At 71.1% G+C, this 24,014-nt stretch carries 19 protein-coding genes; 6 read left to right on the top strand and 13 right to left on the bottom strand.

Going from position 1 to position 24,014, the window contains the following annotated elements; translation table 11 throughout:
• Window positions 1-303: 303 nt before the first annotated feature.
• Complete coding sequence (locus FDM97_RS23675; protein WP_137992506.1) at window positions 304-1,359, bottom strand: AraC family transcriptional regulator; 1,056 nt, start codon at window positions 1,357-1,359, stop codon at window positions 304-306.
• 221 nt (window positions 1,360-1,580) lie between these two features.
• On the opposite strand from FDM97_RS23675, the gene FDM97_RS23670 reads away from it, so the two are divergent.
• Window positions 1,581-3,077 carry a long-chain-fatty-acid--CoA ligase gene (locus FDM97_RS23670; RefSeq protein ID WP_137992505.1) on the top strand — a complete coding sequence of 499 codons (1,497 nt, stop codon included), beginning with the start codon at window positions 1,581-1,583 and terminating at the stop codon, window positions 3,075-3,077.
• A 221-nt stretch (window positions 3,078-3,298) separates the two neighbouring features.
• Here FDM97_RS23670 and FDM97_RS23665 read toward each other — a convergent pair whose 3' ends face one another.
• From FDM97_RS23665 to FDM97_RS23645, 4 genes are all read right to left on the bottom strand, one after another.
• Complete coding sequence (locus FDM97_RS23665) at window positions 3,299-4,195, bottom strand: hypothetical protein (protein WP_137992504.1); 897 nt, start codon at window positions 4,193-4,195, stop codon at window positions 3,299-3,301.
• Between the two features lie 477 nt (window positions 4,196-4,672).
• Window positions 4,673-6,061 carry a hypothetical protein gene (locus tag FDM97_RS23655; protein WP_137992503.1) on the bottom strand — a complete coding sequence of 463 codons (1,389 nt, stop codon included), beginning with the start codon at window positions 6,059-6,061 and terminating at the stop codon, window positions 4,673-4,675.
• 404 nt (window positions 6,062-6,465) lie between these two features.
• On the bottom strand, window positions 6,466-6,882 hold the full coding sequence (locus tag FDM97_RS23650) for a hypothetical protein (protein WP_254705734.1): 417 nt from the start codon (window positions 6,880-6,882) through the stop codon (window positions 6,466-6,468).
• A gap of 276 nt (window positions 6,883-7,158) precedes the next feature.
• Entirely contained in the window at window positions 7,159-8,271 is a 1,113-nt protein-coding gene (locus FDM97_RS23645) for a magnesium and cobalt transport protein CorA (RefSeq protein WP_137992502.1), read from the bottom strand.
• Window positions 8,272-8,513: 242 nt separating this feature from the next.
• On the opposite strand from FDM97_RS23645, the gene FDM97_RS23640 reads away from it, so the two are divergent.
• Window positions 8,514-9,629, top strand: a complete 1,116-nt coding sequence (locus FDM97_RS23640) for a winged helix DNA-binding domain-containing protein (RefSeq protein ID WP_137992501.1) — start codon at window positions 8,514-8,516, stop codon at window positions 9,627-9,629.
• A 13-nt stretch (window positions 9,630-9,642) separates the two neighbouring features.
• On the opposite strand, the gene FDM97_RS23635 is transcribed toward FDM97_RS23640, so the two are convergent.
• On the bottom strand, window positions 9,643-10,509 hold the full coding sequence (locus tag FDM97_RS23635; RefSeq protein WP_137992500.1) for a helix-turn-helix transcriptional regulator: 867 nt from the start codon (window positions 10,507-10,509) through the stop codon (window positions 9,643-9,645).
• Window positions 10,510-10,600: 91 nt separating this feature from the next.
• Here FDM97_RS23635 and FDM97_RS23630 point away from each other — a divergent pair, with 91 nt between their 5' ends.
• Both FDM97_RS23630 and FDM97_RS23625 read left to right on the top strand, forming a co-directional pair.
• Window positions 10,601-12,277, top strand: coding sequence for an AMP-binding protein (locus FDM97_RS23630; protein ID WP_137992499.1), 1,677 nt, complete (start codon window positions 10,601-10,603; stop codon window positions 12,275-12,277).
• A 56-nt stretch (window positions 12,278-12,333) separates the two neighbouring features.
• Complete coding sequence (locus FDM97_RS23625) at window positions 12,334-13,953, top strand: AMP-binding protein (protein WP_137994988.1); 1,620 nt, start codon at window positions 12,334-12,336, stop codon at window positions 13,951-13,953.
• Here FDM97_RS23625 and FDM97_RS23620 read toward each other — a convergent pair.
• The 4 genes from FDM97_RS23620 to FDM97_RS23605 form a co-directional block, all read right to left on the bottom strand.
• The gene (locus tag FDM97_RS23620) at window positions 13,938-14,471 is read right to left on the bottom strand and encodes a GNAT family N-acetyltransferase (RefSeq protein ID WP_137992498.1); all 534 of its coding nucleotides are present in this window, start codon (window positions 14,469-14,471) and stop codon (window positions 13,938-13,940) included. The genes FDM97_RS23625 and FDM97_RS23620 overlap by 16 nt on opposite strands.
• A 20-nt stretch (window positions 14,472-14,491) precedes the next feature.
• Window positions 14,492-15,358, bottom strand: a complete 867-nt coding sequence (locus FDM97_RS23615; RefSeq protein ID WP_137992497.1) for a TIGR04222 domain-containing membrane protein — start codon at window positions 15,356-15,358, stop codon at window positions 14,492-14,494.
• A gap of 96 nt (window positions 15,359-15,454) precedes the next feature.
• Window positions 15,455-16,033: a hypothetical protein gene (locus tag FDM97_RS23610; RefSeq protein WP_137992496.1), complete on the bottom strand. Its 579-nt coding sequence runs from the start codon at window positions 16,031-16,033 to the stop codon at window positions 15,455-15,457.
• Window positions 16,034-16,081: 48 nt separating this feature from the next.
• Window positions 16,082-17,137: a hypothetical protein gene (locus FDM97_RS23605; RefSeq protein WP_432816238.1), complete on the bottom strand. Its 1,056-nt coding sequence runs from the start codon at window positions 17,135-17,137 to the stop codon at window positions 16,082-16,084.
• Between the two features lie 225 nt (window positions 17,138-17,362).
• On the opposite strand from FDM97_RS23605, the gene gcl reads away from it, so the two are divergent.
• Window positions 17,363-19,150: a glyoxylate carboligase gene (gene gcl / locus FDM97_RS23600; protein WP_137992495.1), complete on the top strand. Its 1,788-nt coding sequence runs from the start codon at window positions 17,363-17,365 to the stop codon at window positions 19,148-19,150.
• Here the strand turns inward: gcl and FDM97_RS23595 are convergent, their stop codons facing one another.
• Window positions 19,151-20,182, bottom strand: coding sequence for an ArsR family transcriptional regulator (locus FDM97_RS23595; RefSeq protein ID WP_137992494.1), 1,032 nt, complete (start codon window positions 20,180-20,182; stop codon window positions 19,151-19,153).
• A 59-nt stretch (window positions 20,183-20,241) separates the two neighbouring features.
• Between FDM97_RS23595 and FDM97_RS23590 the strand changes: the two genes are divergently transcribed.
• A complete protein-coding gene (locus FDM97_RS23590) occupies window positions 20,242-21,444 on the top strand; it encodes an MFS transporter (RefSeq protein ID WP_137992493.1) in 1,203 nt (400 codons plus the stop codon).
• On the opposite strand, the gene FDM97_RS23585 is transcribed toward FDM97_RS23590, so the two are convergent.
• Together FDM97_RS23585 and FDM97_RS23580 are read right to left on the bottom strand one after the other, a co-directional pair.
• Window positions 21,380-22,045 carry an HNH endonuclease family protein gene (locus FDM97_RS23585; protein WP_137992492.1) on the bottom strand — a complete coding sequence of 222 codons (666 nt, stop codon included), beginning with the start codon at window positions 22,043-22,045 and terminating at the stop codon, window positions 21,380-21,382. The two genes, FDM97_RS23590 and FDM97_RS23585, sit on opposite strands and share 65 nt — an antisense overlap.
• Before the next feature lie 461 nt (window positions 22,046-22,506).
• On the bottom strand, window positions 22,507-23,964 hold the full coding sequence (locus FDM97_RS23580; protein WP_137992491.1) for a catalase: 1,458 nt from the start codon (window positions 23,962-23,964) through the stop codon (window positions 22,507-22,509).
• Window positions 23,965-24,014 lie beyond the last annotated feature (50 nt).

The raw sequence follows: 24,014 nt of genomic DNA, 5'->3' as shown, positions 1-24,014 counted from the left end.
GGTGTCGGAGCTGCCGGCGGCCGCGGCGGGAACTGGCGCGGGTGGGTCGGGGAGAACATCGGGCGCATGGGCCCGGCTGCGATCGGCTGGTCCGGAGGGGAGCGTCCTGCGGGGGAGCGGTGTGGCTCCCGTCCGGCAGCCGACCACCTTGAGCGGTGCAGCCAAGGTAGGGCCGGGTGAACACGGCTGCTTGACCCGTGGTGACGGGCGACTTGTCATTTGGGGACAGCGGGCCGACCCGGTGGGCGGTGCGAGGCGCCGCCGCCGCCCGCATCAGGCCCCGGGGCCGCGTCGGGGGCGGGGTCAGCCCCGGTCGGACTCCTGCTCCTGCTCCTGCTCCCGTTCCCGCTCCTGTTGGCGGCCCTGCCGCTTGCGCCACTCCCTCGGGCTGCACCCGAACTGCTCGCGGAACCACCGGGAGAACGCGCTCAGTGAAGAGAAGCCCAGGACATCGGAGATCTCCGTCAGTGACCGGCGCGGATTGGCCACGAACTGCTCCGCGAGCCGCATCCGGGTGGCGTTGAGCAGCGACGAGAACGTCTCTCCCGCGTGGGCCAGGTGACGGTGGACGGTGCGCCGGTCGACGCCGAGGCTGCGGGCGACCTGCTCGATCGAGCATCGGCCCGTGGACAGCAGCGCTTCGATGAGCTCGCGCACGCGGTCCACCTCCGAGGTGTCCCTGGGCACGGCGATGGCGTCGAAGTACTGCCGGGCGTAGTTCCGCAGCTGCGGGTCCGCCATCGCGTTGGGCGCGTCGAGATCGTCGGCGTAGAAGACGATTCCGTTGAACTCGCGGTCGAACTCAAGGCCGGGGCCGAACAGGCGGCGGTGCCTTCCGGAGTCCGCCGGAGCGCTGTGGGCGAACCACACGGAGACCGGTTGCCACCGCGGGTCGAGGAAGCCGCGCAGAATGCGGGCGAAGGCACCCACGGCCAGTTCCGTGGCCTGCCGGGCCGACGGCGCCGTCTCGCCGAGCCGGAGATCCACCTTGATCGTGGCCAGGCCGTTCCGCTCGGAGAGGCGCGCGTGCAGGAGCTCGTTGTACATGTGCTCGTGGCGGAGCAGCAGCCCCAGCGCACTGCGTACGTCGGGCTCCTCCCGGACGACCAGGCTGATGGGGCCGAGATTGGAGAAGCGGCGCAGCTCGGCCATGCGCAGGCCGAAGTCGTCGTGGTGCGAGGCGGCCGCGGAGAGCTCCAGGAGCCGGACGACGTCCGGGCCGGAGATCCACCGGTCCTGGACGGCGAGGTCCGCGGTGTCGAGACCCACGCGCTTCATCAGCGTGTGCGGGTCGACGCCGAGTGAGCGGCTCAGTTCGACAAAGCCGCTCAGCGCTGCGGTACGGACGAGGGGCCTCATGGGACGCTCCAGATGCGAGAGTCCCCAGAAGTTAAGTTTCCCGCCCCGTCACGTCAAGCATCGAGGGAGCGCGCACCCTAGCATCCGGGGCGTCGGCCAGTGCCTCTCCGCTCGGCCCGCTCTGCTGCTGGTCGACAACGCAAGCGCCACCTCGAATCCCGTGACCGCTGCCCGCACCGTACCGACGACTGAGCCGAGCCGAACAGAAGGAGACTGCCGACATGACCAACCTCGCCACGTTTCTGGTGAACTCCGCGGCGGCACGCCGCGATCAGATCGCGGTACGCCACGACGACACCACCCTGACGTACGGAGAACTGGACGACGCGAGCGCCAGGTTCGCCGCGGTGCTGCGGGACCGTGGTCTGCGGCCGGGCGACCGCGTCGCCATGACCATGCCCAACGTGCCGCTGTTTCCCGTCGTCTACTACGGGATCCTCCGGGCCGGGGGTGTGGTCGTGCCGATGAACCCCCTGCTCAAGGCCCGTGAGGTCGCCTATGTCCTGCGCGACTGCGGAGCGCGGGTCGCGGTGACGTTCCCGCTGTTCGCGGAGGAGGTCGCGAAGGCCGCCGCCGAGGTCGGGACCGAGTGCCTGGTGACGGAGCCCTCGGCGTTCCACGCCCTGCTGGCGGCGGCGGAGCCGCTGCCCGGCGCAGTCGAGCGGGCGGACGACGATCCCGCGCTGATCCTCTACACCTCGGGCACCACCGGCACGCCCAAGGGAGCCGAGCTGACACACCGCAACCTGGTCTCGAACACGGCCACCACCGCCGAGACGCTGCTCCACGTCGGCCCCGACGACGTCCTGTTCGGCGGTCTTCCGCTGTTCCACGCGTTCGGGCAGACCTGTGCGCTCAACACCGCCGTGGCCGCGGGGGCGACGCTGACCCTGCTGCCACGGTTCGATCCGCAGCGGGCGCTGGAGGTCATGCACCGTGACGGGGTCACCGTGTTCCTCGGCGTACCGACGATGTACTCCGCGCTGCTCCACGCCGAGTTGCCCGAGGGCTACGACGCCTCTTCGCTGCGGCTGGCCGTCTCCGGCGGCGCCGCGATCCCCGTGGAGGTGCTGCACGGATTCGAGCGGCGCTTCGGCGCGACGGTACTGGAGGGCTACGGGCTCTCGGAGACGTCGCCGGTGGCCGCCTTCAACCACCCGGACCGCCCGCGCAAGGCGGGCTCGATCGGGCAGCCCGTCCGCGGAGCCGAGATGATGCTCCTCGCCGAGGACGGCTCCGTGGCGGGGCCGGGCGAGGTCGGCGAGATCGCGATCCGCGGCGAGAACGTGATGAAGGGGTACTTCAACCGCCCCGAGGCGACCGCGGAAGCGATCCGCGACGGATGGTTCCACACCGGCGACCTGGCCCGCGTCGACGAAGAGGGTTTCTACTTCATCGTCGACCGCAAGAAGGACCTGATCATCCGCGGCGGCTACAACGTGTACCCACGGGAGATCGAGGAGGTCCTGTACGAGCACCCCGCCGTCGCCGAGGCCGCGGTCGTCGGCGTGCCGCACGACGTGCACGGTGAGGAGATCGCCGCGGTGATCACCCTCCGCGGCGGCGCCCGTGCGACGCCCGACGAGATCCGCGCGTACGTCAAGGAACGGGTGGCGGCGTACAAGTACCCGCGGATCGTCACCTTCACCGCCGAACTCCCCAAGGGCCCCACGGGAAAGATCCTCAAGCGCGAGATCACCGTCGACACCCCCTCCTGAGAACCTGCCGACCCACCGGCGGACCGCACCCCTCCCGGACGCGCTCCGCCGGGCGAGGCCGTGGCCCCACCCGGGAATCGCCCTCGCATTCACTGCCAACGGCGCGCCGGCGGTCCAGCTGCGCACCTACGCAGAGGAACGCGCACCGGAGCCCTCGTTCCCGTCTGGAGAGTGGCCGTCGGCACGCGGGGAGCGATGAGCAATGCTCTGCGTGTTCGCGCTCAGAGGGAGGAAAGATACTCCTCGCCCTTTTCCGTGATCCGCATGGCGTTGTCGATCACTGACCTGTTGGCGAGGCCGTCGCGATGCAGTCCCTTGAAGTGCGCTGTGATGTCGCGGGAGATGATGGCGTCGCCGAGTTTGTCGGTCAGCCAGGTGACGTCGGTGCTCTTCAGCGCGGGGACGCCCAGTTCCTTCGCCAGCTTGATGGCCCAGAGGAGCCGGTCGCGCTTGAGCTTCACCTGCTGGTAGGGCGGTACGCCGTCGATCGACGCCGGGATGTGGTCGACCTCGGCGAAGTCATCGGGCACGGGAATGGAGCGTGGTTTTCTCCGTGCCGCCGTTGCAGGTGCCTGTGATCTCCGCGTGCGCTTTCCTCGGTGGCCCGCGTAGCCGTCTTCAAGGAGGTTCCGCAAGGAGTCCGAGAGGTAGTACGCCCCCTTGGTCGTCCCCTCGTGAATCCAACCGGCCCGTACGGCCTTGTCGAAGTCGCGCGAGAAGTGCGTCGGTATGCGCTCGCGGGCCCGCTCGAAGAGTCTTCGAAGGTCTTGGTGGCCGAACGTCTCATGGCCTTCGACCAGCGTCAGGTACGCGGCGAAGGCAGTGATCTTCTCCGGGATGGTCTTGGCGCCGGAGGAGTCGAGCGCATGGCGAGGGCTCTCCAGGAGCGGCTGCCGCGTCGGCTCGTCGTTCGAGGGAAGCTCTCGGGTGCTCTCTTCTCTCGTCAGGGCGAGTTCTGGGAGCAGGCGGGGCGGCTCGGGGCCGGGAGTGGCGCGAACCAGTCCTGCGGGTGCCTGGATGATGGCGATTACTTGGGCGCCCTGAGCCACAGAGATGTCCTGTTCGAACGTGATGCGACCAGAGAGCGCCAGATGGACTTCATTGGGCATTTCGGTCATACGAAAAGGGTAACTCGCGGGGTGAATCTGGCACAGATCTGCCCCGAATCGGATATAGAGGTCCTCGGTGGACGTCTGGTGTTCTCTGTGTGTAGCCCTCTTTGTTCGATGGGTGGCGAGAACGCAAAGACCCGGGCCCTTTTGGCGCACATCATCGGGGTCTGTGTGCGCTCTGCGGCTGGAGCGAGTTGCGAGGGGGGCCGACCCGAGCCCAAGAGCGGGAAGACGGGTCTTACGTCGCCCGCTCGGACCGAAGGTGCGCCGAGGGACGTGGCGAGTACGCGCTGGAGGAGATCCCGCTGACCATGGAGGGGCTCGACGGCATCGACCTCAAGCCGGAGGAGATCGCTCACGTCCTACGAGGAGCCATCAGCGCCGGAAACCTCTGAGCCGAGGCATCGCTCTGAGCCTCCAGGTGCGTCAACCCGCCACCCAGGGCCGGCACTGAGATGAGCCGACCCTGGCGGCGTTCCGGCGTCAGCGAGCGGAGCCCGGACGGGACTCCTCGTCCTGCCCCGGCAGCAGCCGCAGGGCGAAGACCGAGCCGTCGGCGTGTACGGAGACGGGGCCGCCCCAGTCCTTGTCGAAAGCGAGGCGGGGACGGGTGTGCCGGCTGGCGTGGACGAGGGTGCGGTACTCCTTGATGTCACCACCGGAAAGGAGGTCGAAGAGGTCCACGGCCACGCCGGAGAACGCCTCGACGCGGGGGCCGTTGAGGCGGAAGACGTGGTCGGTGCCGGCGTACTCGGTGCCGAGGAGGGTGTGGGCAGCGTCCTGGACGCTCGTGCTGGCCGCGTGCTCGAAGCCTGTGAAGCGTTTGCGGCCCTGCCGGTCGGTCAGGTGGCGGGCGGTGGCCAGGCCGGAGCCGGTGAAGGCCATGAGGCCTGCCGCCGTGGTGTGGGCCAGGGACTCCTGGAACCAGGCGTAGTCCTTCGGTTGCACGTGGCAGCCCCGTACGGGCTCCGGCGCCACCAGGCCCTCGGCCGGCGGGTGGATGTCCGGCATCACGTTCGCCTGGACCGGTGGGGCGTTCAGGTTCGCCTCACGGCCCTCCGCCGGGAACAGCCGGCCGCCGCTGCCCGGTGCCTGCAGCGCGTGGACGGTCATGGTGCCCTCGTCCGTCGGGAGCTCCGTGCTGAACAGCAGGCTGGGAGTCTCGTTCCACGCCCCGATGTGGACCGCTTCGGCGTGGACCGAGGCGGAGGCCAGCTGGTCGGCGGAGGTGGCGGAGTTGCCGTGGTTGCCCTTGCAGGCGAGGGGGATGGCGAGGGACGGCTCGCCCGGGCGCCAGACCTCGGCGAAGTACGGGGGCCGATAGCGGTACTTCACCTTCTCGCCCTTGTCCCTGCTGGTGAGGGCCCAACCCGCGCGTAACGCCGTGTCGGCGGGGACGATCGTCACCGAATGGTCGGGGAAACGGCTGCGCAGCATGTGCTCGGCGAGGGTGAGGGCGAAGCCGACGCCGAGCTCGCCGGACTGCAGCGACTTGTAGTGGTCCGCGATGCGGTGGCCTTCGTCGGTGAGGCCGAGGAAGGAGTCGCGACCGCCGGCCAGGGCCTGGGTGTACTTGAGGGCGCCCCAGTGCTCCGCCAGCCCCCGTCCCGCACCGCGCCACGACAGGGCCGTGGCCCGGGCAAGGGTGTGGAGCACGTCCCAGAGGGTCACTTCGAACTGCCGGGGCAGCTCCGCACGCTGGATCGGGACAAGGTCGGGCTTCCTGCGGAGCGGCTCGTCCTCGTTTTCCTTCCGCTTCTCGTCGTCCGCCGCGATGGCGGCCTCCACCTTGCCGACGAGCGCGTCGTCGGAGTGGACGGAGATGTTCGAGGGCTGGGTCAGGTCCTGGAGCACTTCCTCGGTCGGCTTCAACAGCTCTCCCTCATGGTGTGCGCGGGCGATTCACCATCGGCTGGACCGTACGGAAGGGGACGGCGGCGCACGCAAGTGCGCACGGGCGCGTGACCTGGACTTCGGCCCGGACGTCGGACGGCGCCGGCAATGGCGGGGAGGCCCCCGTCGCCGGCCGGCTGCTCCTGTACGGGCTCGGGCCGGTGCCCTCGGTTCTCGTGGATCATGCATCGGCGCCCGCGGCGACGATGCCGCACGGTCCACTACGCCCGCTTCTTGCCCGAGGCCGGCGGCAAGGGGCGTGCGCAGTCGACGCGCTGCTCGGTGTGGTCCCCGAGTACGTCCCGGAGAACCTCACCTTGGCGTGAGTGAGCGGGGGCACAGCACACGCTGTGCTCCCGTAGTCGTTGGGCTGCCTGCCGGATTCAGCCAGTGAGGCTCTTGCGACGGACCCGTACCCCGTACGTCGTTCCCTCAGGTCCCCTGCTGCTGCCCCAGCCGACGCTGGTGGCGACGTCCCATCCCCTCTGTGCCTTCATCTGGGCGGCGAAGGTTCGGATGTTGTGGATCGTGCAGCCACAGTCCAGCGAGACATCGATACTCAGGTACGGGCTGCGAGGGTTGTCGTTTCCGTACGAGCTCTTCTCCCACCGCAGCTCGTGGACGTGTTCCTTGAGGCCGGTCCGCTCCTCGTCGTGGTTGATGCCGTGGGCCTTGGCGTACTCGTCCAGGTCGTCGATCACGAACAGGTGGCTGGTCCACTCACCGGGCCAGACCGCGAAGAGCCGCGAACTGCCTGCCAGGGCCCGTTCGTAGGCGGCTCGGTCAGCCCCGTGTGTCACCTGCCGTCTTCGTGGACCTCGATATAGCACGTCGTAGGCGCGGTGTACGGGAAGTCAGGGGATGGCCCGCAGGGATTCGTTCGACACTCTCGGTGACCACCGACTCTCAACCTTGCCTGTGGGATCGTTCCCGTGGTGGCCACAGAACTGCAGGCGGGGCAGCAAGCGTCCACTCCCCAGCGCCGCGCATTCTCCCCAGATTCTCCCCAGGGGTACGAAACGCCTTCTCCGGAATGTTCGCGCTTGTGAAGTTGATCAATTGGTCCTGGGGCTCTGCTACAGCCAGTCCCGCCGCTTGAAGATGAAGTACAGGCTCGTGCATACCGCCGCCATCAGAAGAATCGCGAACGGATAGCCGAAAGCCCAGTCCAGCTCCGGCATCGCGTCGAAGTTCATTCCGTAGATCGTTCCCACCAACGTGGGTGCGAAGAGAATCGCCGCCCAGGAGGAGATCTTCTTGATCTCCTCGTTCTGCTCGAAGCCCGCCTCCGCCAGTGCCCGCATCTCCGCGTTCTGCTGCTGCGTCACCAACGTCGCGTTCACCGTCAGGATCTCCGTCAGGGCCTGGCGGAAGCCGTCCACGCGTTCGCTCGTGTGGGTCACGTGGTCGGCCACGTCGCGGAGGTAGCGCTGGAGTTCCTCGTCCGTGCCGTACTTGGCGAAGCCGGCCATCAGGCCGTGGAGCATGCCGACCAGGGGGCGGGTCGCGCGTTGGAACTCGACCATTTCGCGGGAGAGTTCGTAGATGCGGCGGGAGACCGCGGGGTCGCCGCCGAAGACCTCGGTCTCGATCTCGTCGATGTCGTTCTGGACGCCCTCCACCACCGGGGCGTAGCCGTCGACGACCGCGTCGAGGATCGCGTACAGGACCGCCTCCGGGCCGAGCGCGAGGAGGTCCGGGTTCTCCTCCATGCGGTGGCGGACCGCCGAGAGGTCGGGGGCCGCTCCGTGGCGGACCGTGATCACGAAGTCCTGGCCCACGAAGATGTGGAGCTCGCCGAAGTCGACCTCCTCCTGGGCGTCGAGGTAGCGGGCCGCACGCAGGACCACGAAGAGGGTGTCGCCGTAACGTTCCAGCTTCGGGCGCTGATGGGCCTCGAGCGCATCCTCGATCGCCAGCTCGTGGAGGTCGAACTCGCGTGCCAGCGAGTGGAGTTCCGGCTCCGTCGGGCGGTGCAGGCCGATCCATGCCATGCCGGCCGGGTGCTCGCGCAGCTGGCGGAAGGTATCGGCCAGCGATTCGGGGGAGGCGACCCTGCGGCCGTCGCGGTAGAGCGTGGCCTGCACCACGCTCGGCCGGTCGGCCGGTACGGCGCCGGGTCCGGAGCGCTGTGGCTCCGGCGGTTCCGGCTGGCGGCGCCAGGCTGCGCGGGGGCGGCGCTCCGACATCGTGGGTCCATCTCCGTGGGCATGATCGGCATGATCGGCATGATCAGGATGATCAGGATGATCGGGACGATCAGGGCAGGTCAGGGTCTCCGGGCAGGATATACGGGGCGAATCACGGCAGCGCGCCGGCCCGTGGCGCGCTCGTACGCCACGGGGCGAATCACGGCAGCCCGTCGGCGCGTGGTACGCCCGTACCCGATTGCGGACCGTATCTGTCCGCAAGCCCGAGTAGCGTGCCGCGCATGGCCTCCAAGACGACGAACCCGGTCCTCCCCACCCGCGCCCTGGGCCGCGCCACGCTGGCCCGCCAGCTCCTCCTGGCCCCCGCCGCGATGTCCGCCAAGGACGCCGTCTCCCACCTTGTCGGGCTCCAGGCGCAGAACACCAAGCCGCCGTACTACGCCCTCGCCGCCCGGCTCGACGGCTTCCGGCCCGAGGATCTCTCCACGCTCATGGAGTCCCGCGAGGTCGCCCGGATCGTCACCATGCGCTCCACCATCCACACCCACACCGCCGAGGACGTGCTCACCCTGCGGCCCCTCGTCCAGGCCGCCCGGGACCGCGAGCTCAAGCTGTTCCGCAAGGGCCTCGCGGGCGTCGACCTCGACCGGCTCGGCGCGCTCTCCCGCGAGCTCGTCGAGGAGCGGCCCCGCACCCCCAAGGAGATCCGCGAGGCGCTGCTCGCCCACTGGCCCGACGCCGACCCGCAGGCCCTCAGCGTCGCCGCCCGCTGCCTGCTGCCGCTCGTCCAGGTCACCCCGCGCGGCCTGTGGCGCAGGAGCGGCCAGGTCTGCCTGACCACGGCCGAGACGTGGCTCGGCCGCGCCCCCGGACCCGTCCCCACCCCCGACGGCACCGTGCTCCGCTACCTCGCCGCCTTCGGCCCCGCCTCCGTCAAGGACATGCAGACCTGGTGCGGCCTCACCCGCCTCCGGGAGGCCTTCGAGCGCCTGCGGCCACGGCTCGTCACCTTCCAGGACGAGCACGGCGTCGAGCTCTTCGACCTGCCCGACGCCCCGCGCCCCGACGAGGACACCCCCGCCCCGCCGCGCTTCCTCCCCGAGTACGACAACCTCCTCCTCTCCCACGCCGACCGCACCCGTGTCGTGGCCGACGAGGCCCGGGTCCGGATGTGGACGGGGAACCAGGCGCACCGCGTCTTCCTGCTCGACGGCTCCCTCGCCGGGCTCTGGCGCCTGGACGAGGCCAAGGAGCGCACGACGATGACCATCCAGCCCTTCGGCCGTACGACCAGGGCCCAACGCGCCGAGCTGGAGGAGGAGGCGGAGCGCATGCTGCGGGTGATGGCTCCGCAGGGCGTTCCGTACGAGGTGGGGTTCGGGACCGTGGACGCGTGAACACCCCTGGGTCCTACGGCAGCACACCCGCCCTCCGCGCCGCGACCACCGCCTCCAGGCGCGTGTGCGCGCCCAGCTTCCGCATCGTGGAGCGGAGGTAGCCCTTCACCGTTTCCGGACGCAGCCCGAGGCGGTCCGCCACCCTCGCGTTCGTCGCTCCCGACGCCACCGCCGCCAGCACGTCCAGCTCGCGCGGTGTCAGTGCCACACCCGGCGCCACACTCAGCGCCACGCCCGGCGCCACACCCGGCGACTCACCCGGCGGGCGCTGCGGCCCGCCCGCGCCCGCCGACGCCGTCTCCAGGCGGCCGCACACCGCGAGCAGCCGATCCCGAAGCTCCGGGTCACCGACCCGGGGGGCCAGCTCCCGCAGCTCGCCGTGGGCCTCCCGGACCGCCTCCCACGACGGGCCCGGCTCCGGCACGTGCCGCCGCGCCTCGTCCCGTACCGCCAGGGCCTGCTCCACGTCCCGCGCCGCCGCGACCGCCGCGTCGAAGACGCGCTCGCCCAGCGGCAGCGCGTCCCGCAGCGCCCCGTACAGCACCCCCCGCACCTTCCGCCGTACGACGACGGGCACGGCGATCACCGAACGCAGCCCCTCCGCCGCCACCGGCCCGTCGTACTCGTGCGTGATGTGCCGCGCCGACGGATAGTCGACGACCGCGCAGGGCCGGGACAGGGCCAGGCACTTCCCGCCCAGGCCGCTGCCCGCCGAGATCGCGAGACCGCGCAGCGCCGGGGTCACCGCCCCGGTCAGCTCCGCGATCCGCAGCGGCCTGCCCTCGTGCAGGAGACCGCCGAAGGCGACCTCCAGGCCGGTGGCGCGGCGCAGCCGCAGCAGCGCCGCACGCAACTCCACCGCTTCCGTCTGCTCGGGCACGCGACTACTCCTTCACCCCCGAACGGGGGTAGTGAGACCTGGGTCACTGATTACACGATGGCGGGGACCGGTCCCGCAACGAGGAGGACACATGACGGCAACCACGGCGACGGAGAGGTTCCGGGCCGCCCGCGACTTCCTGCTCCAGCACCGCGAGGACTACGAGACGGCGTACGAGGGCTTCGCCTGGCCCCGCCCCGACCGGTTCAACTGGGCGCTCGAATGGTTCGACGTCATCGCGGCCGGCAACGACAGGACCGCCCTCCACATCGTCGAGGAGGACGGCAGCGAGACGAGGCTGAGCTTCGCCGAGATGTCCGCCCGCTCCAACCGGGCCGCCAACTGGCTGCGCGCCCAGGGCGTGCGCGCCGGGGACCGGATCATCGTCATGCTCGGCAACCAGAGCGAGCTGTGGGAGACCGCGCTCGCCGCCATGAAGCTGCGCGCCGTCGTCATCCCGGCCACCCCGCTCCTCGGCCCCGCCGACCTGCGCGACCGCGTCGAGCGCGGCCGCGCCCGGCATGTGATCGTGCGCGCCGAGGACACCGCCAAGTTCGACGACGTACCGGGGGAGTACACCCGGATCGCCGTCGGCGGAGCCGGCGTCGGCTGGCTCGCCTACGAGAAGGCGTACGGCGAGTCCGAGACCTTCGAGCCGGACGGCGTCACGCTCGCCGAGGACCCGCTGATGCTGTACTTCACCTCCGGCACGACCGCCCGCCCCAAGCTCGTCGAGCACACCCACACCTCGTACCCGGTCGGCCATCTCGCGACCATGTACTGGATCGGCCTCAAGCCCGGAGACGTGCATCTGAACATCTCCTCGCCGGGCTGGGCCAAGCACGCCTGGTCCAACCTCTTCGCCCCGTGGAACGCCGAGGCGACCGTCTTCATCCACAACTACACCCGCTTCGACCCGGCCCGCCTCATGGCCGAGATGGAGCGGAACGGCGTCACCAGCTTCTGCGCGCCGCCCACCGTGTGGCGGATGCTGATCCAGGCCGACCTCACCCAGCTGAAGAACCCGCCGCGCGAGGTCGTCGCGGCCGGCGAGCCGCTCAACCCCGAGGTCATCGAGTCCGTGCGCCGGGCCTGGGGCGTCACCATGCGGGACGGCTTCGGCCAGACCGAGACCGCCGTCCAGGTCTCCAACAGCCCCGGCCAGCGCCTCAAGGAGGGCTCCATGGGCCGGCCGAGCCCCGGCTTCCGGGTCACGCTCGTCGACCCGGTCAGCGGGCGCCCGGACGTCGAGGAGGGCGAGATCTGTCTCGACCTGTCCACCGACCCGGTGGGCCTGATGACCGGCTACCACGGCGACCCGGAGCGCACGGCCGAGGCGATGGCCGGCGGCTACTACCGCACCGGCGACATCGGCTCCCGCGACGCCGAGGGGTACATCACCTACATCGGGCGGAGCGACGACGTGTTCAAGAGCTCCGACTACAAGGTGTCCCCCTTCGAGCTGGAGAGCGCGCTGCTCGAACACGAGGCGGTGGCCGAGGCGGCCGTCGTCCCGGCCCCTGACCCGCTGCGGCTCGCCGTCCCGAAGGCGTACGTCGTCCTCGCGGACGGCTGGGAGCCGAACGCCGACACGGCGAGGGCGCTCTTCGCCCACTCGCGCGCGGTGCTCGCCCCGTACAAGCGGCTGCGGCGCATCGAGTTCGCCGAGCTGCCGAAGACGGTCTCGGGGAAGATCCGCCGGATCGAACTGCGCGAGCGCACGGCGAACGGCGAGGGCACGGAGTACGCGGAGGGCGACCTCTCATGACCCGCTCGGACATGACCCGCTCGGACATGACCCGCTCGGACACGACCCTCTCGGACATGACCCGCTCGGACACGACCGTCTCGGACGCGACACTCTCGTACGCGCACGGGGCAAGCCCCGTCGAACTGCTCGGCGACACCATCGGCGCCAACCTCGACCGCGCCGTCGCGGCATGGCCCGAGCGCGAGGCGCTCGTCGACGTCCCGACCGGCCGCCGCTGGACGTACGCCGAATTCGGCGCCGACGTCGAGAAGTTGGCCGGCGCACTGCTCGGCAGCGGGGTCGCCAAGGGTGACCGGGTGGGGATCTGGGCGGTGAACTGCGCCGAGTGGGTGCTCGTCCAGTACGCGACCGCCCGCATCGGCGCCATCATGGTCAACATCAACCCGGCCTACCGCGCCCACGAGTTGGAGTACGTGCTCCAGCAGGCCGGCGTCTCCCTGCTCTTCGCCTCCCTCGCGCACAAGACGAGCGACTACCGGGCGATGGTCGAGCACGTCCGCGGAAACTGCCCGGAGTTGCGGGAAGCCGTCTACATCGGGGATCCGAGCTGGGACGAGCTGATCTCCCGTACGGCGGGGGACCGGCGCCCGGCGGAGCTGTCCTGTGACGACCCCATCAACATCCAGTACACCTCGGGCACCACGGGCTTCCCCAAAGGAGCCACGCTCTCCCACCACAACATCCTCAACAACGGTTATTTCGTGGGCGAGATGATCGCCTACACCGAGCAGGACCGCATCTGCGTCCCGGTGCCCTTCTACCACTGCTTCGGCATGGTCATGGGCAATCTCGCCGCGACCTCGCACGGCGCCTGCATGGTCGTCCCGGCCCCCTCCTTCGACCCGGCGGCCACGCTCCGCGCCGTCGAGCAGGAGCGGTGCACCTCCCTGTACGGCGTACCGACCATGTTCATCGCGGAGTTGAACCTCCCCGACTTCGCCTCGTACGACCTCTCCACGCTTCGCACCGGCATCATGGCGGGCTCGCCCTGCCCGGTGGAGGTGATGAAGCGGGTGGTCGCCGAGATGAACATGGCGGAGGTGTCGATCTGTTACGGCATGACGGAGACCTCGCCCGTCTCCACGCAGACCCGGCGGGACGACGACCTCGAACGCCGTACGGGCACGGTGGGCCGGGTCATGCCGCACGTCGAGGTGAAGATCGTCGACCCGGTGGACGGGACCACGAAGCCCCGCGGTCAGGCCGGAGAGCTGTGCACCCGCGGCTACAGCGTGATGCTCGGGTACTGGAACGAGCCCGGGAAGACCGCCGAGGCCGTCGACGCGGGCCGCTGGATGCACACCGGTGATCTCGCGGTCATGCGGGAGGACGGTTACGTCCAGATCGTCGGCCGGATCAAGGACATGATCATCCGGGGCGGCGAGAACGTGTATCCGCGCGAGATCGAGGAGTTCCTCTACGGGTACGAGAAGATCGCCGACGTCCAGGTCGTCGGCGTCCCCGATGCCCGCTACGGGGAGGAGATCCTCGCCTGCGTGATCCCGCGCGACCCCGCGGACCCGCCGACCCTGGACGAGATCACGGCCTTCTGCCGGGAGCGGCTCGCCCACTACAAGATCCCGCGACGGGTCGAGATCGTGGGCGAGTTCCCGATGACGGTGAGCGGCAAGGTACGGAAGGTGGAGCTGCGCGAGCGTTACGCCACGGGGTAGACGCCGACCAGCTCGCGGCGCATGCAGACGCGGGGCCAGGTCGCCAGACCGTGGGCGGCCTCGTCCTGCTGGATGGCGCGCAGGCCGGAGGTCAGGTGCGGGTCGGACTCGGCGAGGGCGCGGAAACCGAGGCGCGTGTAGTACGGGGCGTTCCACGGAACCTCGGTGAAGGTGGTCAGGGTCAGCGCCGTCAGCCCGCGCCTCGCCGCGTCCGCGGCCAGGTGCTCGATGAGCGAGCGGCCGATGCCCCGGCGGGCGGCGGCCGGGTGCACCGACACCTGCTCGATGTGGGCGGCCCCGTCCACCGTGTCGGTCAGCAGGTACGCGACCGGGCGGTCGGCCTCGTCGGCGGCCACCCAGGCCCGGCCGGCCCGCCGGTAGGCGTCCAGGACGTCCAGCGGAAGGGGTTCGTCGTCGGCGATGACCGCCATGCCCAGGGAACGGAAAGGTTCGCCCGCGGCTCGCTCGATGTCCTGGAGCAGCGGGAGTTCGGCCGGTGCGGCCGCTCGGATGCGCATACGACGAGTATGGCGCGAGGTCAGTCCGAGCCGCCGCCCCCACCGCCCCCACCGCCCCCACCGCCGCTCCCGCCTCCGCCGCCGCCGCTCCCGCCTCCGCCGCCGTCCGCCAGGCCGTGGCCGCCGCCGTGGAACCAGCCTCGGCCGGTCGCGTAGCCGTCCTCACGGCCGCCCCGGCCCAGCAGCCCGCCGTCACGCGAGAAGCGGGGCAGGAACAGGGCGAGCGCGGGGTCACCGTAGAGAGCGACGTACAGCAGCACCAGATTGCCGTCCGTGACCTCGCGGCGATGGGCGGGCAGCGGGTGCCGCTCGCGCAGCCCGGCCAGCAGCCGGCGCGCGGCGCGGGTCGTCGGCGGCAGGAACAGCAGGGCGAGCGCGGCGCCGGCCGGCACGGCGCCGGCCCCGAGCGCGAGGGCGAGCTCCGTGCCGGAGGGGGCGGTGAGCACGAGACCGGTCGCCACCGTCGCCGCCGCGCAGACGAGCAGCACCCGCGCGGCCCGCAGACGCCCGTACGGGCGCAGCAGCCCCGCCCTGCCGAGCTCGGTCCGCAGCGCGTCGACGGCCCGCCGCGCCTTCGGCTGGGAGGCCAGCACCCGCAGACCCAGGGCCCGGCGCAGCGAGCTGTGCACCCCCAGCTGGACGGGGTCACGGGTCCGGCCCGGCCCGCCGTTGGCCCGAATCGTTCCCCTGCGCCCGGCGGCCACCGCGCCGCGCTGGTGCAACGCGACGAGCGCCACGACGACGACGGCCCGCCGCCCGCCCCGGAGCAACGCCAGTGCCTGCGGGGCGAGTTCGGTCCGCTCCGGGCTGCGGGTTCGCAACAGCGCGACCGCGCACAGCAGTTGCGCGCAGGACGCTCCGATGAACCACCACGTGTCCGCCCCCATGACGCTCCACCCCCCGAGGGTGTTGTGCCCGGGGGAGCGTGATCGTCACGCGTGAATGGCTGAATTCTGAGGTTCTTTTGAGGTGCGGGTCGTTCCCTAGAGCTTTCCCCACACCCGGACGACGCGGTGGCCGCCGAGCGCTGTGCCGAAGGCGTCGAGGAAGCGGGGGTCGAACTCGTCCCAGTCCCAGAACTCGAAACCGAGGTGTCCGAAGGCGTAGAAGTCGTCGGCCCAGGCCCAGGCGGTCAGATCGCCGTCCCGACCGCAGTGGGTGCGGGTGACTGCGGCCGCGCCCGTGTCGTGCCAGGCGGATATCGCCCTGTCGAAGGGCTCACGGGCGCCGTCCTCGATGTACTCCCAGTCCTCCGTGCAGAACCGGGTGCGCGTGGCACAGTGCGGGCACACCGCGTACTGGGCGTCGCCCTGCCCGCCGTGGAACACCGTGCGCCCGACCTCGATCCTCAGCCCGCCGCCGGGCTCCCAGTCCTCGACGGCGACGGCCGACGCCCATCGCGGGCCGGGCGGATGGCCGAGCGGCGCGCCGAGCACGCAGTCGGTGCGCTCGTCGCGCACGATGCCCTGCGCGACGAGCCAGTCGAGGGCGCGCGCGGCGAGCGCGGGCGCGTCCTCGGCGGTGGCGTCGAGGTCGACGACGGTCTGGAAGTGGCTGCCCATGCTCGTGACGGTGGAGGGCGCCACTGACAACCGCCCTGGGCGCACGCCCTAGGCGCCGGTGGTGATCAATTCGTCCGCCGGGGTGTTCACGGGCTGGGGCGTGCCGGTGAGGTCGAGGGTGAAGAGGGGGATGCCGAGCTCGTCGGCGCGGGAGCGGGCATCCGGGGTGTAGCCGGCGAGGGAGAAGAAGACGCTGGTCGCCGAGGTGCTGAGCCCGTTGAGCCAGAGACACTCGACCGCCCGCAGCGGGGTGGGGCGCGTGCTGGGGTCGACCTGGGCGACGAGGCCGGGGGCCCGCAGGTCGACGCCGGATGCCGACCGCTCCTCGGGCTGGACGACGTTCCGGAAGCCCAGCCAGCGCAGATACCCGGCGGACGCGGCGACCGCGTCGCGGGCGGTACGGATGGTCACGGGGCGGAACGAGGGCCGTGGGGGTGCCGGGGGCGGCGCGGTGGGTGGCAGCGGGATGTGCGTGGGGTAGCGCTCGGCGAAGGTCCGGCGCCCGGCGCTCGCGGGCGGCCCGGGGACCTGGTGCGCGTTGTCCGGTGCCCCGGCGCCATCGGCGAACCACCAGCCCGCCTCCGCGCCGTCACCGGACTGTGTGCCGGTCCCGCCCCCGCCCGGCCACCGGTCCGTGTCCGCCGCGGCCGCCGCGGAGCCCGAGCCGCGCCCCTGGTCGTCCGGGGCGGCCTCAGGTCCCGGCCCCGCCCCCGGCCCCGCGCCCGGCCCCGCGCCCGGCCCCGCGCCCGGCCCGGGCAGGTCGGGTGCCGGTGCCGGTGCAGGTGCCGACGCGGGTGCGGGTGCGGGTGCCGCGCTCGTACCGCCGTCGGACGGCCCCGGCCCCGCCTTCCGGACCGGTACGCGCAGGACCGTCCCGCACGCGCAGCCCAGCTCCGGGTGGGGCCACTCGTCCTCGCGGCCGCAGGAGACACAGCGGACCGTGACCCACTCGTCCGTCCAGTTGCGGTGCGTGACCGGCTCGCCCGTCGCCCCGGGGATCACCGGCGGCACGACCGGGGTGCCACAGGCGCACGGGAAGACCGGCGCCGCGTATGTCTGCGTACGGAGGCATTCCGGGCAGCGCACCGGTACCGACTCACCCACACCGAACCCCACGCCGAACCCCCTGTCTTCCCGACCCCATCGTCCACCAATCCGCCACGGGAGGGGAGGGACTTCGGCCAACGGCCGAGCCCACTCCCTTGACGGCCCTCGACCCCCCGACCTACATTGCTTCCGTATAGCAGAACAATACTTCCGCAATACGGAAACAGGCCGCCCGAGAGGGTGCCGCGCCTGATTCCGCCTGGCCGAAGCAGGAGCCCTCCCATGCCCCGTATGACCGCCGCCGCAGCGGCCGTTGAGATCCTCAAGCGCGAAGGCGTCACCAACGCGTTCGGCGTGCCCGGCGCGGCGATCAACCCCTTCTACCGCGAGCTCAAGAACGTGGGCGGCATCAGCCACACCCTCGCCCGCCACGTCGAGGGCGCCTCCCACATGGCCGAGGGCTACACCCGCGCCAAGGCCGGCAACATCGGTGTCTGCATCGGCACCTCCGGCCCCGCCGGCACCGACATGATCACCGGCCTGTACTCGGCCATCGCGGACTCGATCCCGATCCTGTGCATCACCGGCCAGGCCCCGGTCTCGAAGCTCCACAAGGAGGACTTCCAGGCCGTCGACATCGCCGCGATCGCCAAGCCGGTCACCAAGAAGGCCACCACGGTCCTCGAGGCCGCGCAGGTCCCGGGCGTCTTCCAGGAGGCCTTCCACCTGATGCGCTCCGGCCGTCCCGGCCCGGTCCTCATCGACCTGCCGATCGACGTCCAGCTGACCGAGATCGAGTTCGACCCGGAGACCTACGAGCCGCTGCCGGTCTACAAGCCGCAGGCCACCCGTGCCCAGGCCGAGAAGGCCCTCCGCTTCCTGCTGGAGTCCGAGCGCCCGCTGATCGTCGCCGGCGGCGGCATCATCAACGCCGACGCCACCGACCTCCTGGTCGAGTTCGCCGAGCTCACCAACATCCCGGTCATCTCCACCCTCATGGGCTGGGGCACCATCCCGGACGACCACGAGCTGGCCGCCGGCATGGTCGGTGTGCAGACCTCGCACCGCTACGGCAACGCGACCTTCCTCGAGTCGGACTTCGTCCTCGGCATCGGCAACCGCTGGGCCAACCGTCACACCGGGTACAACCTGGACGCCTACACCAAGGGCCGGAAGTTCGTCCACGTCGACATCGAGCCCACCCAGATCGGCAAGATCTTCGCCCCGGACTACGGCATCGCCTCCGACGCCAAGGCCGCCCTGGAGCTCTTCATCGAGATCGCCAAGGAGCTCAAGGCCGCGGGCGAGCTCCCGGACTTCACCGCCTGGGCCGCCTCCGCCCAGGAGCGCAAGGCCACGCTGCAGCGCCGTACGCACTTCGACAACATCCCCCTGAAGCCGCAGCGCGTCTACGAGGAGATGAACAAGGCGTTCGGTCCGGAGACCCGGTACGTCACCACCATCGGCCTCTCCCAGATCGCCGCCGCGCAGTTCCTGCACGTCTACCGCGCGCGCAACTGGATCAACTGCGGCCAGGCCGGCCCGCTCGGCTGGACCATCCCGGCCGCCATCGGCGCCGCCACCGCGGACCCGGAGACCCCGATCGTCGCGCTCTCCGGCGACTACGACTTCCAGTTCATGATCGAGGAGCTGGCGGTCGCCGCGCAGCACAAGGTCCCCTACGTCCACGTCCTGGTGAACAACGCCTACCTGGGCCTGATCCGTCAGGCGCAGGGCGGCCTGGGCATCAACTTCGAGGTCAACCTCGAGTTCGAGAACATCAACACCCCGGAGATCGGCGTCTACGGCGTCGACCACGTCAAGGTCGCCGAGGGGCTGGGCGTCAAGGCCATCCGCGTCACCGACCCGGACAAGCTGGGCGAGGCCTTCGAGGAGGCCAAGAAGCTGGCGCAGGAGTTCCAGGTCCCGGTCGTCGTCGAGGCCATCCTGGAGCGCATCACCAACATCGCGATGAGCAAGACGGTCGACATGAGCGACGTCACCGAGTTCGAGGAGCTCGCGACGGAGCCCGGCCACGCGCCGACGGCGATCAAGGCCCTGAAGGTCTGATCAGCCGCCCGAAGTGACGGCCCCCGCCCCGAGAGCACCGGAGCGGGGGCCGCTCTGTGCCCGTATCTGTGCCCGTACCAGAACGGCTCCCGCCTCCGTCCAGTCGTACAGGACCGATCTCCCCGCCCGCCGCCTGCGCACCAGCCGCGCGTCGAGCAGCACCTTCAGATGCCGCCCCACCGAGCCGAGACCCTGACCCGTCAACGCCACCAACTGGCTGGTGGACTTCGGGGATTCGAGCCGTACGAGCACCCCGGCCCGGGCCGTTCCCAGCAGCGCTCCCAGTGCCTCGGGGACGACCGGGCCCTCCATGTCGGCAAGGGCTCCCGCGCACGGGTACACGATCGCGTAGCGCTCCGTCCCCTCCCACGACACCCACCCCCGGCTCGGTGTCACCGGCACGAAGAGCAGCCGTGCCCCGGCGACCGATCTCGGCGGATGGTCACGGGTGTTGATCTGGAGCCGGCCGTCGCCGAGCCAGCGCATCTTCCCCGGGCACAGCTCGTCGAGGGCCGCCGCCCAGCCGCCCTGCGTCAACTGCGCCGTACGCGCCAGCACATCGGCCTCCAGGATCCGCCGGCGCCGCGGCCACGTCGGCAGGACCGTCTCCCGCCACACCCAGGTGAGCAACTCGGCCATCCGGCGCGGCAGATCGGTCGCCGAGCGCAACGGCTCGGGGACCGGCCCGCCGAGCGAGACCGACAGATCCGCCACCGCCACCGCGGGCGGGGTCTCCCGGATCCGGGTCAGCTCCTCCTCGAAGCTCTGCTCGCGCTCGCCGAGAGGGGTGGGGGTGACGAAGTCGGCGTTCCACGCGGTCCCGAGCGCGGCCCTGACCAGCAGCGCGTCGACCGGTTCGTCCGCCAGGCGTGCCCGGTAGGCGGGCAGATGGTCCGTCAGCCACGCGCTCTCGCCCGGGTGGGCGGTCTTCCTCAGGTCCAGGGTCTGCAGCGCGGCGGCCGCCTCGGCCAGCGGGGACAGCAGGAACCGGCTGCCCGCGAGCGCGTCCGCGTCGATCTGCCACCAGCCCATGTTTCGCCTCCCCGCGAAACGATAACGGCCGTGCCGCACGCGCTCGGAGACTCCCGCTCATGCGCCGCTACAAGGACCTTCTCCGCACGCCCGAGTTCACCCCGTTCTTTCTCACCTGCTCCGTCCAGGTCGCCGCCCAGACGGTGGCCGGCCTCGGACTGGCCACGCTCGTCTTCCGGCAGACCGGCTCCCCGCTCCTGTCCTCCCTCGCTCTCTTCGGGCCCGCGCTCGCCCAGCTCGTCGGCGCCGCCACCCTGCTCTCGGCCGCCGACCGGCTCCCGCCGCGCGCCGCACTCGCCGGCATCGCGCTGCTCCTCGCGCTGGGAAGCGCGGCGACGGCCGTCCCCGGGCTGCCCGTCTGGGCCGTCTTCGCGATCCTGCTCGCCCAGGGGCTCGCCGGCTCGGTGGGTGGTGGGGTGCGGTACGGCCTGCTCGGCGAGATCCTGCCCCGCGAGGGGTATCTGCTGGGCCGCTCGGTGATGAACATGGCGGTCGGCGTCTGCCAGATCGGCGGGTTCGCGGCCGGCGGTGTGCTGGTCGCCCTGCTGTCGCCCCGTGGCACGCTCCTGACCGGCTCCGCCCTGTACGTCGCCGCTGCCGCGCTCGCCCGGTGCGGGCTCACGGAGCGACCGCCGCGCGCCTCCGGCCGGGCCTCGGCCGCCGAGACCTGGCGCACGAACGCCCGCCTGTGGTCCTCCCGTGCCCGCCGCCGCGTGTACATCGCGCTGTGGGTGCCGAACGGGCTGATCGTCGGCTGCGAGTCGCTCTTCGTGCCGTACGACCCCGAGCACGCCGGACTGCTCTTCGCCTGTGGCGCGCTCGGGATGCTGGCGGGGGACACCGCGGTCGGCCGGTTCGTCCCGAGCAGGCTCCGCGGCCGGCTCGCAGCGCCGCTGCAGGCGCTGCTGGCAGCCCCGTTCCTGCTTTTCGCGCTGGATCCGGGGCTGCCCTTCGCGCTCGCGGCCGTCACGGTCTCCGCCGTCGGCTACGGCGCGAGCCTGCTGTACCAGGAGAGGCTCCTCGCCCTCGTACCGGACGAGACGAGCGGTCACGCGCTCGGGCTGCACACCTCGGGCATGCTCGCCCTCCAGGGCCTGAGCGCGGCCCTGGCCGGCGCCGTCGCCCAGCACACCTCGCCGCGTACGGCGATGGTGGCGCTGGCCGTCGCCTCGCTCGCCGTCACCGTGACGCTCGTCCTCACCGAGGGGCCTTCGAACGGACGACGACCGTCTCCTCGCAGGGACCGTCAGCGAACAGCTTGAGCGCCTCCATCTCGTCCTTGTCGACGCTCAGCCCCCAGCGCAGCTTGGTGCCCACCCACTCGGCGACGTAACGGCAGTACTGGGTGGAGGACGACGGCACCCAGTCGGCGGGGTCCCGGCCGGCCTTGTCCTTCTGGCTGCGGGCGGTGACGGCGACGAGCGTGCCGGCCGCGCCCTGGTCGTTGGCGTACTTCTCGCGTCGGGCGGCGGTCCAGCCGGAGGCGCCCGACCTCCAGGCCTCGTCGAGGGAGACGGCATGGTCGACGCGGAGCGCGGCCGGGTCGGTGACGGTCTGGCCGTCGTAGTACGAGGTCCAGCGGCCACCGGTCAGGACGCAGCCGGGGCCGGTCTTCGGGGCGTCGACGGCCTCCTCCAGGAGGACCTCGGCGCGGGTGTCGCAGCCGTCGGCGGGGTCGAGCCCGGCGTTCCAGTGGCGGAAGGCGGACACCTTGTAGCCGTCCGGGTCCTCGGACGCCTCCGTGAGGTCGGCGAGGGCGTCGGGGAAGAGGACGACGGCCGCCGACGCGGTGGGGGAGGGGACGGCGAGCGGGGACAGGATGAGCGCGAGCGGGGTCAGGCCCCGCACCAGGTTCTTGATCATGTACGAGTGGATAGTGACGGCGGAGGGGCGCACGGAGGGCGAATCACGGTGCGCTCGCCCGAGCGGGTGTGGATCTTCACCGCAGAAACGATGCGCTGTCCGTGGTGGGCCGCGGCACAAGGAAAGAGCGCGGAACCAGGGACCGTAAACCTGGTTCCGCGCTCTCGTCTGTGACCGCCCGACGGTGCGAGGCTGGCGCGACAGGACGTTCGCGCCGCCGGGCGGGGTCTTGGGGGAGGTTCGGGCGTTGGGACCGCGGCGGCGACGACGGGCTGCCCGGGATTCCTTCCTTCAGGTCAAGAAGGGTCCCGCTTCGCCCTTACCACCGCACTGGCTCGTCGCCGCCGCGGTCCTCACGCTGTCCGTTCCGCCGGCCACCCCTCATCCGGGCCGTCGGTCCGGACGGCGTACGGCAGCTGACCTCCCGTCAAGTGCCGTACGCGGTCTGGATACCGCCTCGGTCAGTCCTCGCGCAGGGCGCGGACGGCCTCGGCCACGCGCTTGCCGTAGTCCGCGTCGGCGGCGGCGAAGTGCGCGATGTTCTTCTCGATCACGTCCTCGCGGGAGACCTGGGACAGGCCACCGGCGATGTTGGCGATCAGACGGCCCTTCTCGTCCTCCGACATCAGGCGGTAGAGCTCACCGGCCTGGAAGAAGTGGTCGTCCTTGGCGTGCTCGGGCGCCGCGTGGGTGCCGGTCCAGCCGTGGATCGCCAGCGGGGCGGAGAGCGCCTCGTCGGTCTGCGAGGGACCGGCGTACGAGTTGGGCTCGTAGTTCTTGTCGTGGCGCGAGCCCTGACGGGTGGCCATGAAGCCGTCGCGGCCGTAGTTCTCGGCCACGGTCGCCTTCGGCGCGTTCACCGGCAGCTGGGTGTGGTTGACACCGAGGCGGTAGCGGTGGGCGTCCGCGTAGGCGAAGAGACGGCCCTGGAGCATCTTGTCCGGCGAAGGACCGATGCCCGGGACGAAGTTGTTCGGCGAGAACGCGGCCTGCTCGACCTCGGCGAAGACGTTGTCCGGGTTGCGGTCGAGGACCAGCCGGCCCACGCGCTGCAGCGGGTAGTCCGCGTGCGGCCACACCTTGGTGAGGTCGAACGGGTTGAAGCGGTAGTCCGCGGCCTCGGCGGCCGGCATGACCTGGACGTACAGGGTCCACGAGGGGTTCACACCGCGCTCGATGGCCTGCAGCAGGTCGGTCTGGTGCGAGTTCGCGTCCTGGCCGACGAGCTCGGCGGCCTGCTCGGCGGAGAGCGAGCGGATGCCCTGGTTCGTCTTGAAGTGGTACTTGACGAAGAAGGCCTCGCCCGCCTCGTTGGTCCACTGGTAGGTGTGCGAACCGTAGCCGTTCATGTGACGGTACGAGGCCGGGATGCCGCGGTCGCCCATGAGCCAGGTGATCTGGTGCGTGGCCTCGGGGGCGTGCGCCCAGAAGTCCCAGACGTTGTCCGGCTCCTGCTTGCCCGTGAAGGGGTCGCGCTTCTGGGAGTGGATGAAGTCGGGGAACTTGATCGGGTCCTTGATGAAGAACACCGGGGTGTTGTTGCCGACGAGGTCGTAGTTGCCCTCTTCGGTGTAGAACTTCAGCGCGAAGCCGCGCGGGTCGCGGACGGCGTCCGCGCCACCGAGCGAGTCCGCCACGGTGGAGAAGCGGATGAACGTCTCGGTCCGCTTGCCGACCTCGGAGAGGAAGGCGGCCTTGGTGAAGCTGGTGACGTCGTCCGTCACCTCGAAGTAGCCGTACGCACCGGAGCCACGGGCGTGCACCACGCGCTCCGGGATCCGCTCACGGTTGAAGCGCGCGAGCTTCTCCAGCAGGTGCTGGTCCTGGAGGAGGATGGGGCCACCGACGCCGGCGGTGGCGGAGTTCTGGTTGTCGGCGACGGGGGCGCCGGACTCGGTCGTAAGCACGCGCTTCGACATCGTGACCTTCCGTACGGGAGCTGCACTGCTGGGGGGTGGCTGGAGCGTAA

Source organism: Streptomyces vilmorinianum (assembly GCF_005517195.1).
Lineage (GTDB): Bacteria > Actinomycetota > Actinomycetes > Streptomycetales > Streptomycetaceae > Streptomyces > Streptomyces vilmorinianum.
Note: the sequence above shows the minus strand (reverse complement) of the source record. Positions and strands in the feature narration are given on the sequence as shown.

Excerpts from the sequence above, each read along its gene's own strand:
- FDM97_RS23640 (WP_137992501.1), top strand. The coding sequence starts at position 8,514 with ATGGCCTCCAAGACGACGAACCCGGTCCTCCCCACCCGCGCCCTGGGC.
- gcl (WP_137992495.1), top strand. The coding sequence starts at position 17,363 with ATGCCCCGTATGACCGCCGCCGCAGCGGCCGTTGAGATCCTCAAGCGC.
- FDM97_RS23580 (WP_137992491.1), bottom strand. The coding sequence starts at position 23,964 with ATGTCGAAGCGCGTGCTTACGACCGAGTCCGGCGCCCCCGTCGCCGAC.
- FDM97_RS23645 (WP_137992502.1), bottom strand. The coding sequence starts at position 8,271 with ATGTCGGAGCGCCGCCCCCGCGCAGCCTGGCGCCGCCAGCCGGAACCG.
- FDM97_RS23670 (WP_137992505.1), top strand. The coding sequence starts at position 1,581 with ATGACCAACCTCGCCACGTTTCTGGTGAACTCCGCGGCGGCACGCCGC.
- FDM97_RS23675 (WP_137992506.1), bottom strand. The coding sequence starts at position 1,359 with ATGAGGCCCCTCGTCCGTACCGCAGCGCTGAGCGGCTTTGTCGAACTG.
- FDM97_RS23625 (WP_137994988.1), top strand. The coding sequence starts at position 12,334 with ATGACCCGCTCGGACACGACCGTCTCGGACGCGACACTCTCGTACGCG.
- FDM97_RS23610 (WP_137992496.1), bottom strand. The coding sequence starts at position 16,033 with ATGGGCAGCCACTTCCAGACCGTCGTCGACCTCGACGCCACCGCCGAG.
- FDM97_RS23615 (WP_137992497.1), bottom strand. The coding sequence starts at position 15,358 with ATGGGGGCGGACACGTGGTGGTTCATCGGAGCGTCCTGCGCGCAACTG.
- FDM97_RS23590 (WP_137992493.1), top strand. The coding sequence starts at position 20,242 with ATGCGCCGCTACAAGGACCTTCTCCGCACGCCCGAGTTCACCCCGTTC.
- FDM97_RS23620 (WP_137992498.1), bottom strand. The coding sequence starts at position 14,471 with ATGCGCATCCGAGCGGCCGCACCGGCCGAACTCCCGCTGCTCCAGGAC.
- FDM97_RS23630 (WP_137992499.1), top strand. The coding sequence starts at position 10,601 with ATGACGGCAACCACGGCGACGGAGAGGTTCCGGGCCGCCCGCGACTTC.
- FDM97_RS23595 (WP_137992494.1), bottom strand. The coding sequence starts at position 20,182 with ATGGGCTGGTGGCAGATCGACGCGGACGCGCTCGCGGGCAGCCGGTTC.
- FDM97_RS23665 (WP_137992504.1), bottom strand. The coding sequence starts at position 4,195 with ATGACCGAAATGCCCAATGAAGTCCATCTGGCGCTCTCTGGTCGCATC.
- FDM97_RS23585 (WP_137992492.1), bottom strand. The coding sequence starts at position 22,045 with ATGATCAAGAACCTGGTGCGGGGCCTGACCCCGCTCGCGCTCATCCTG.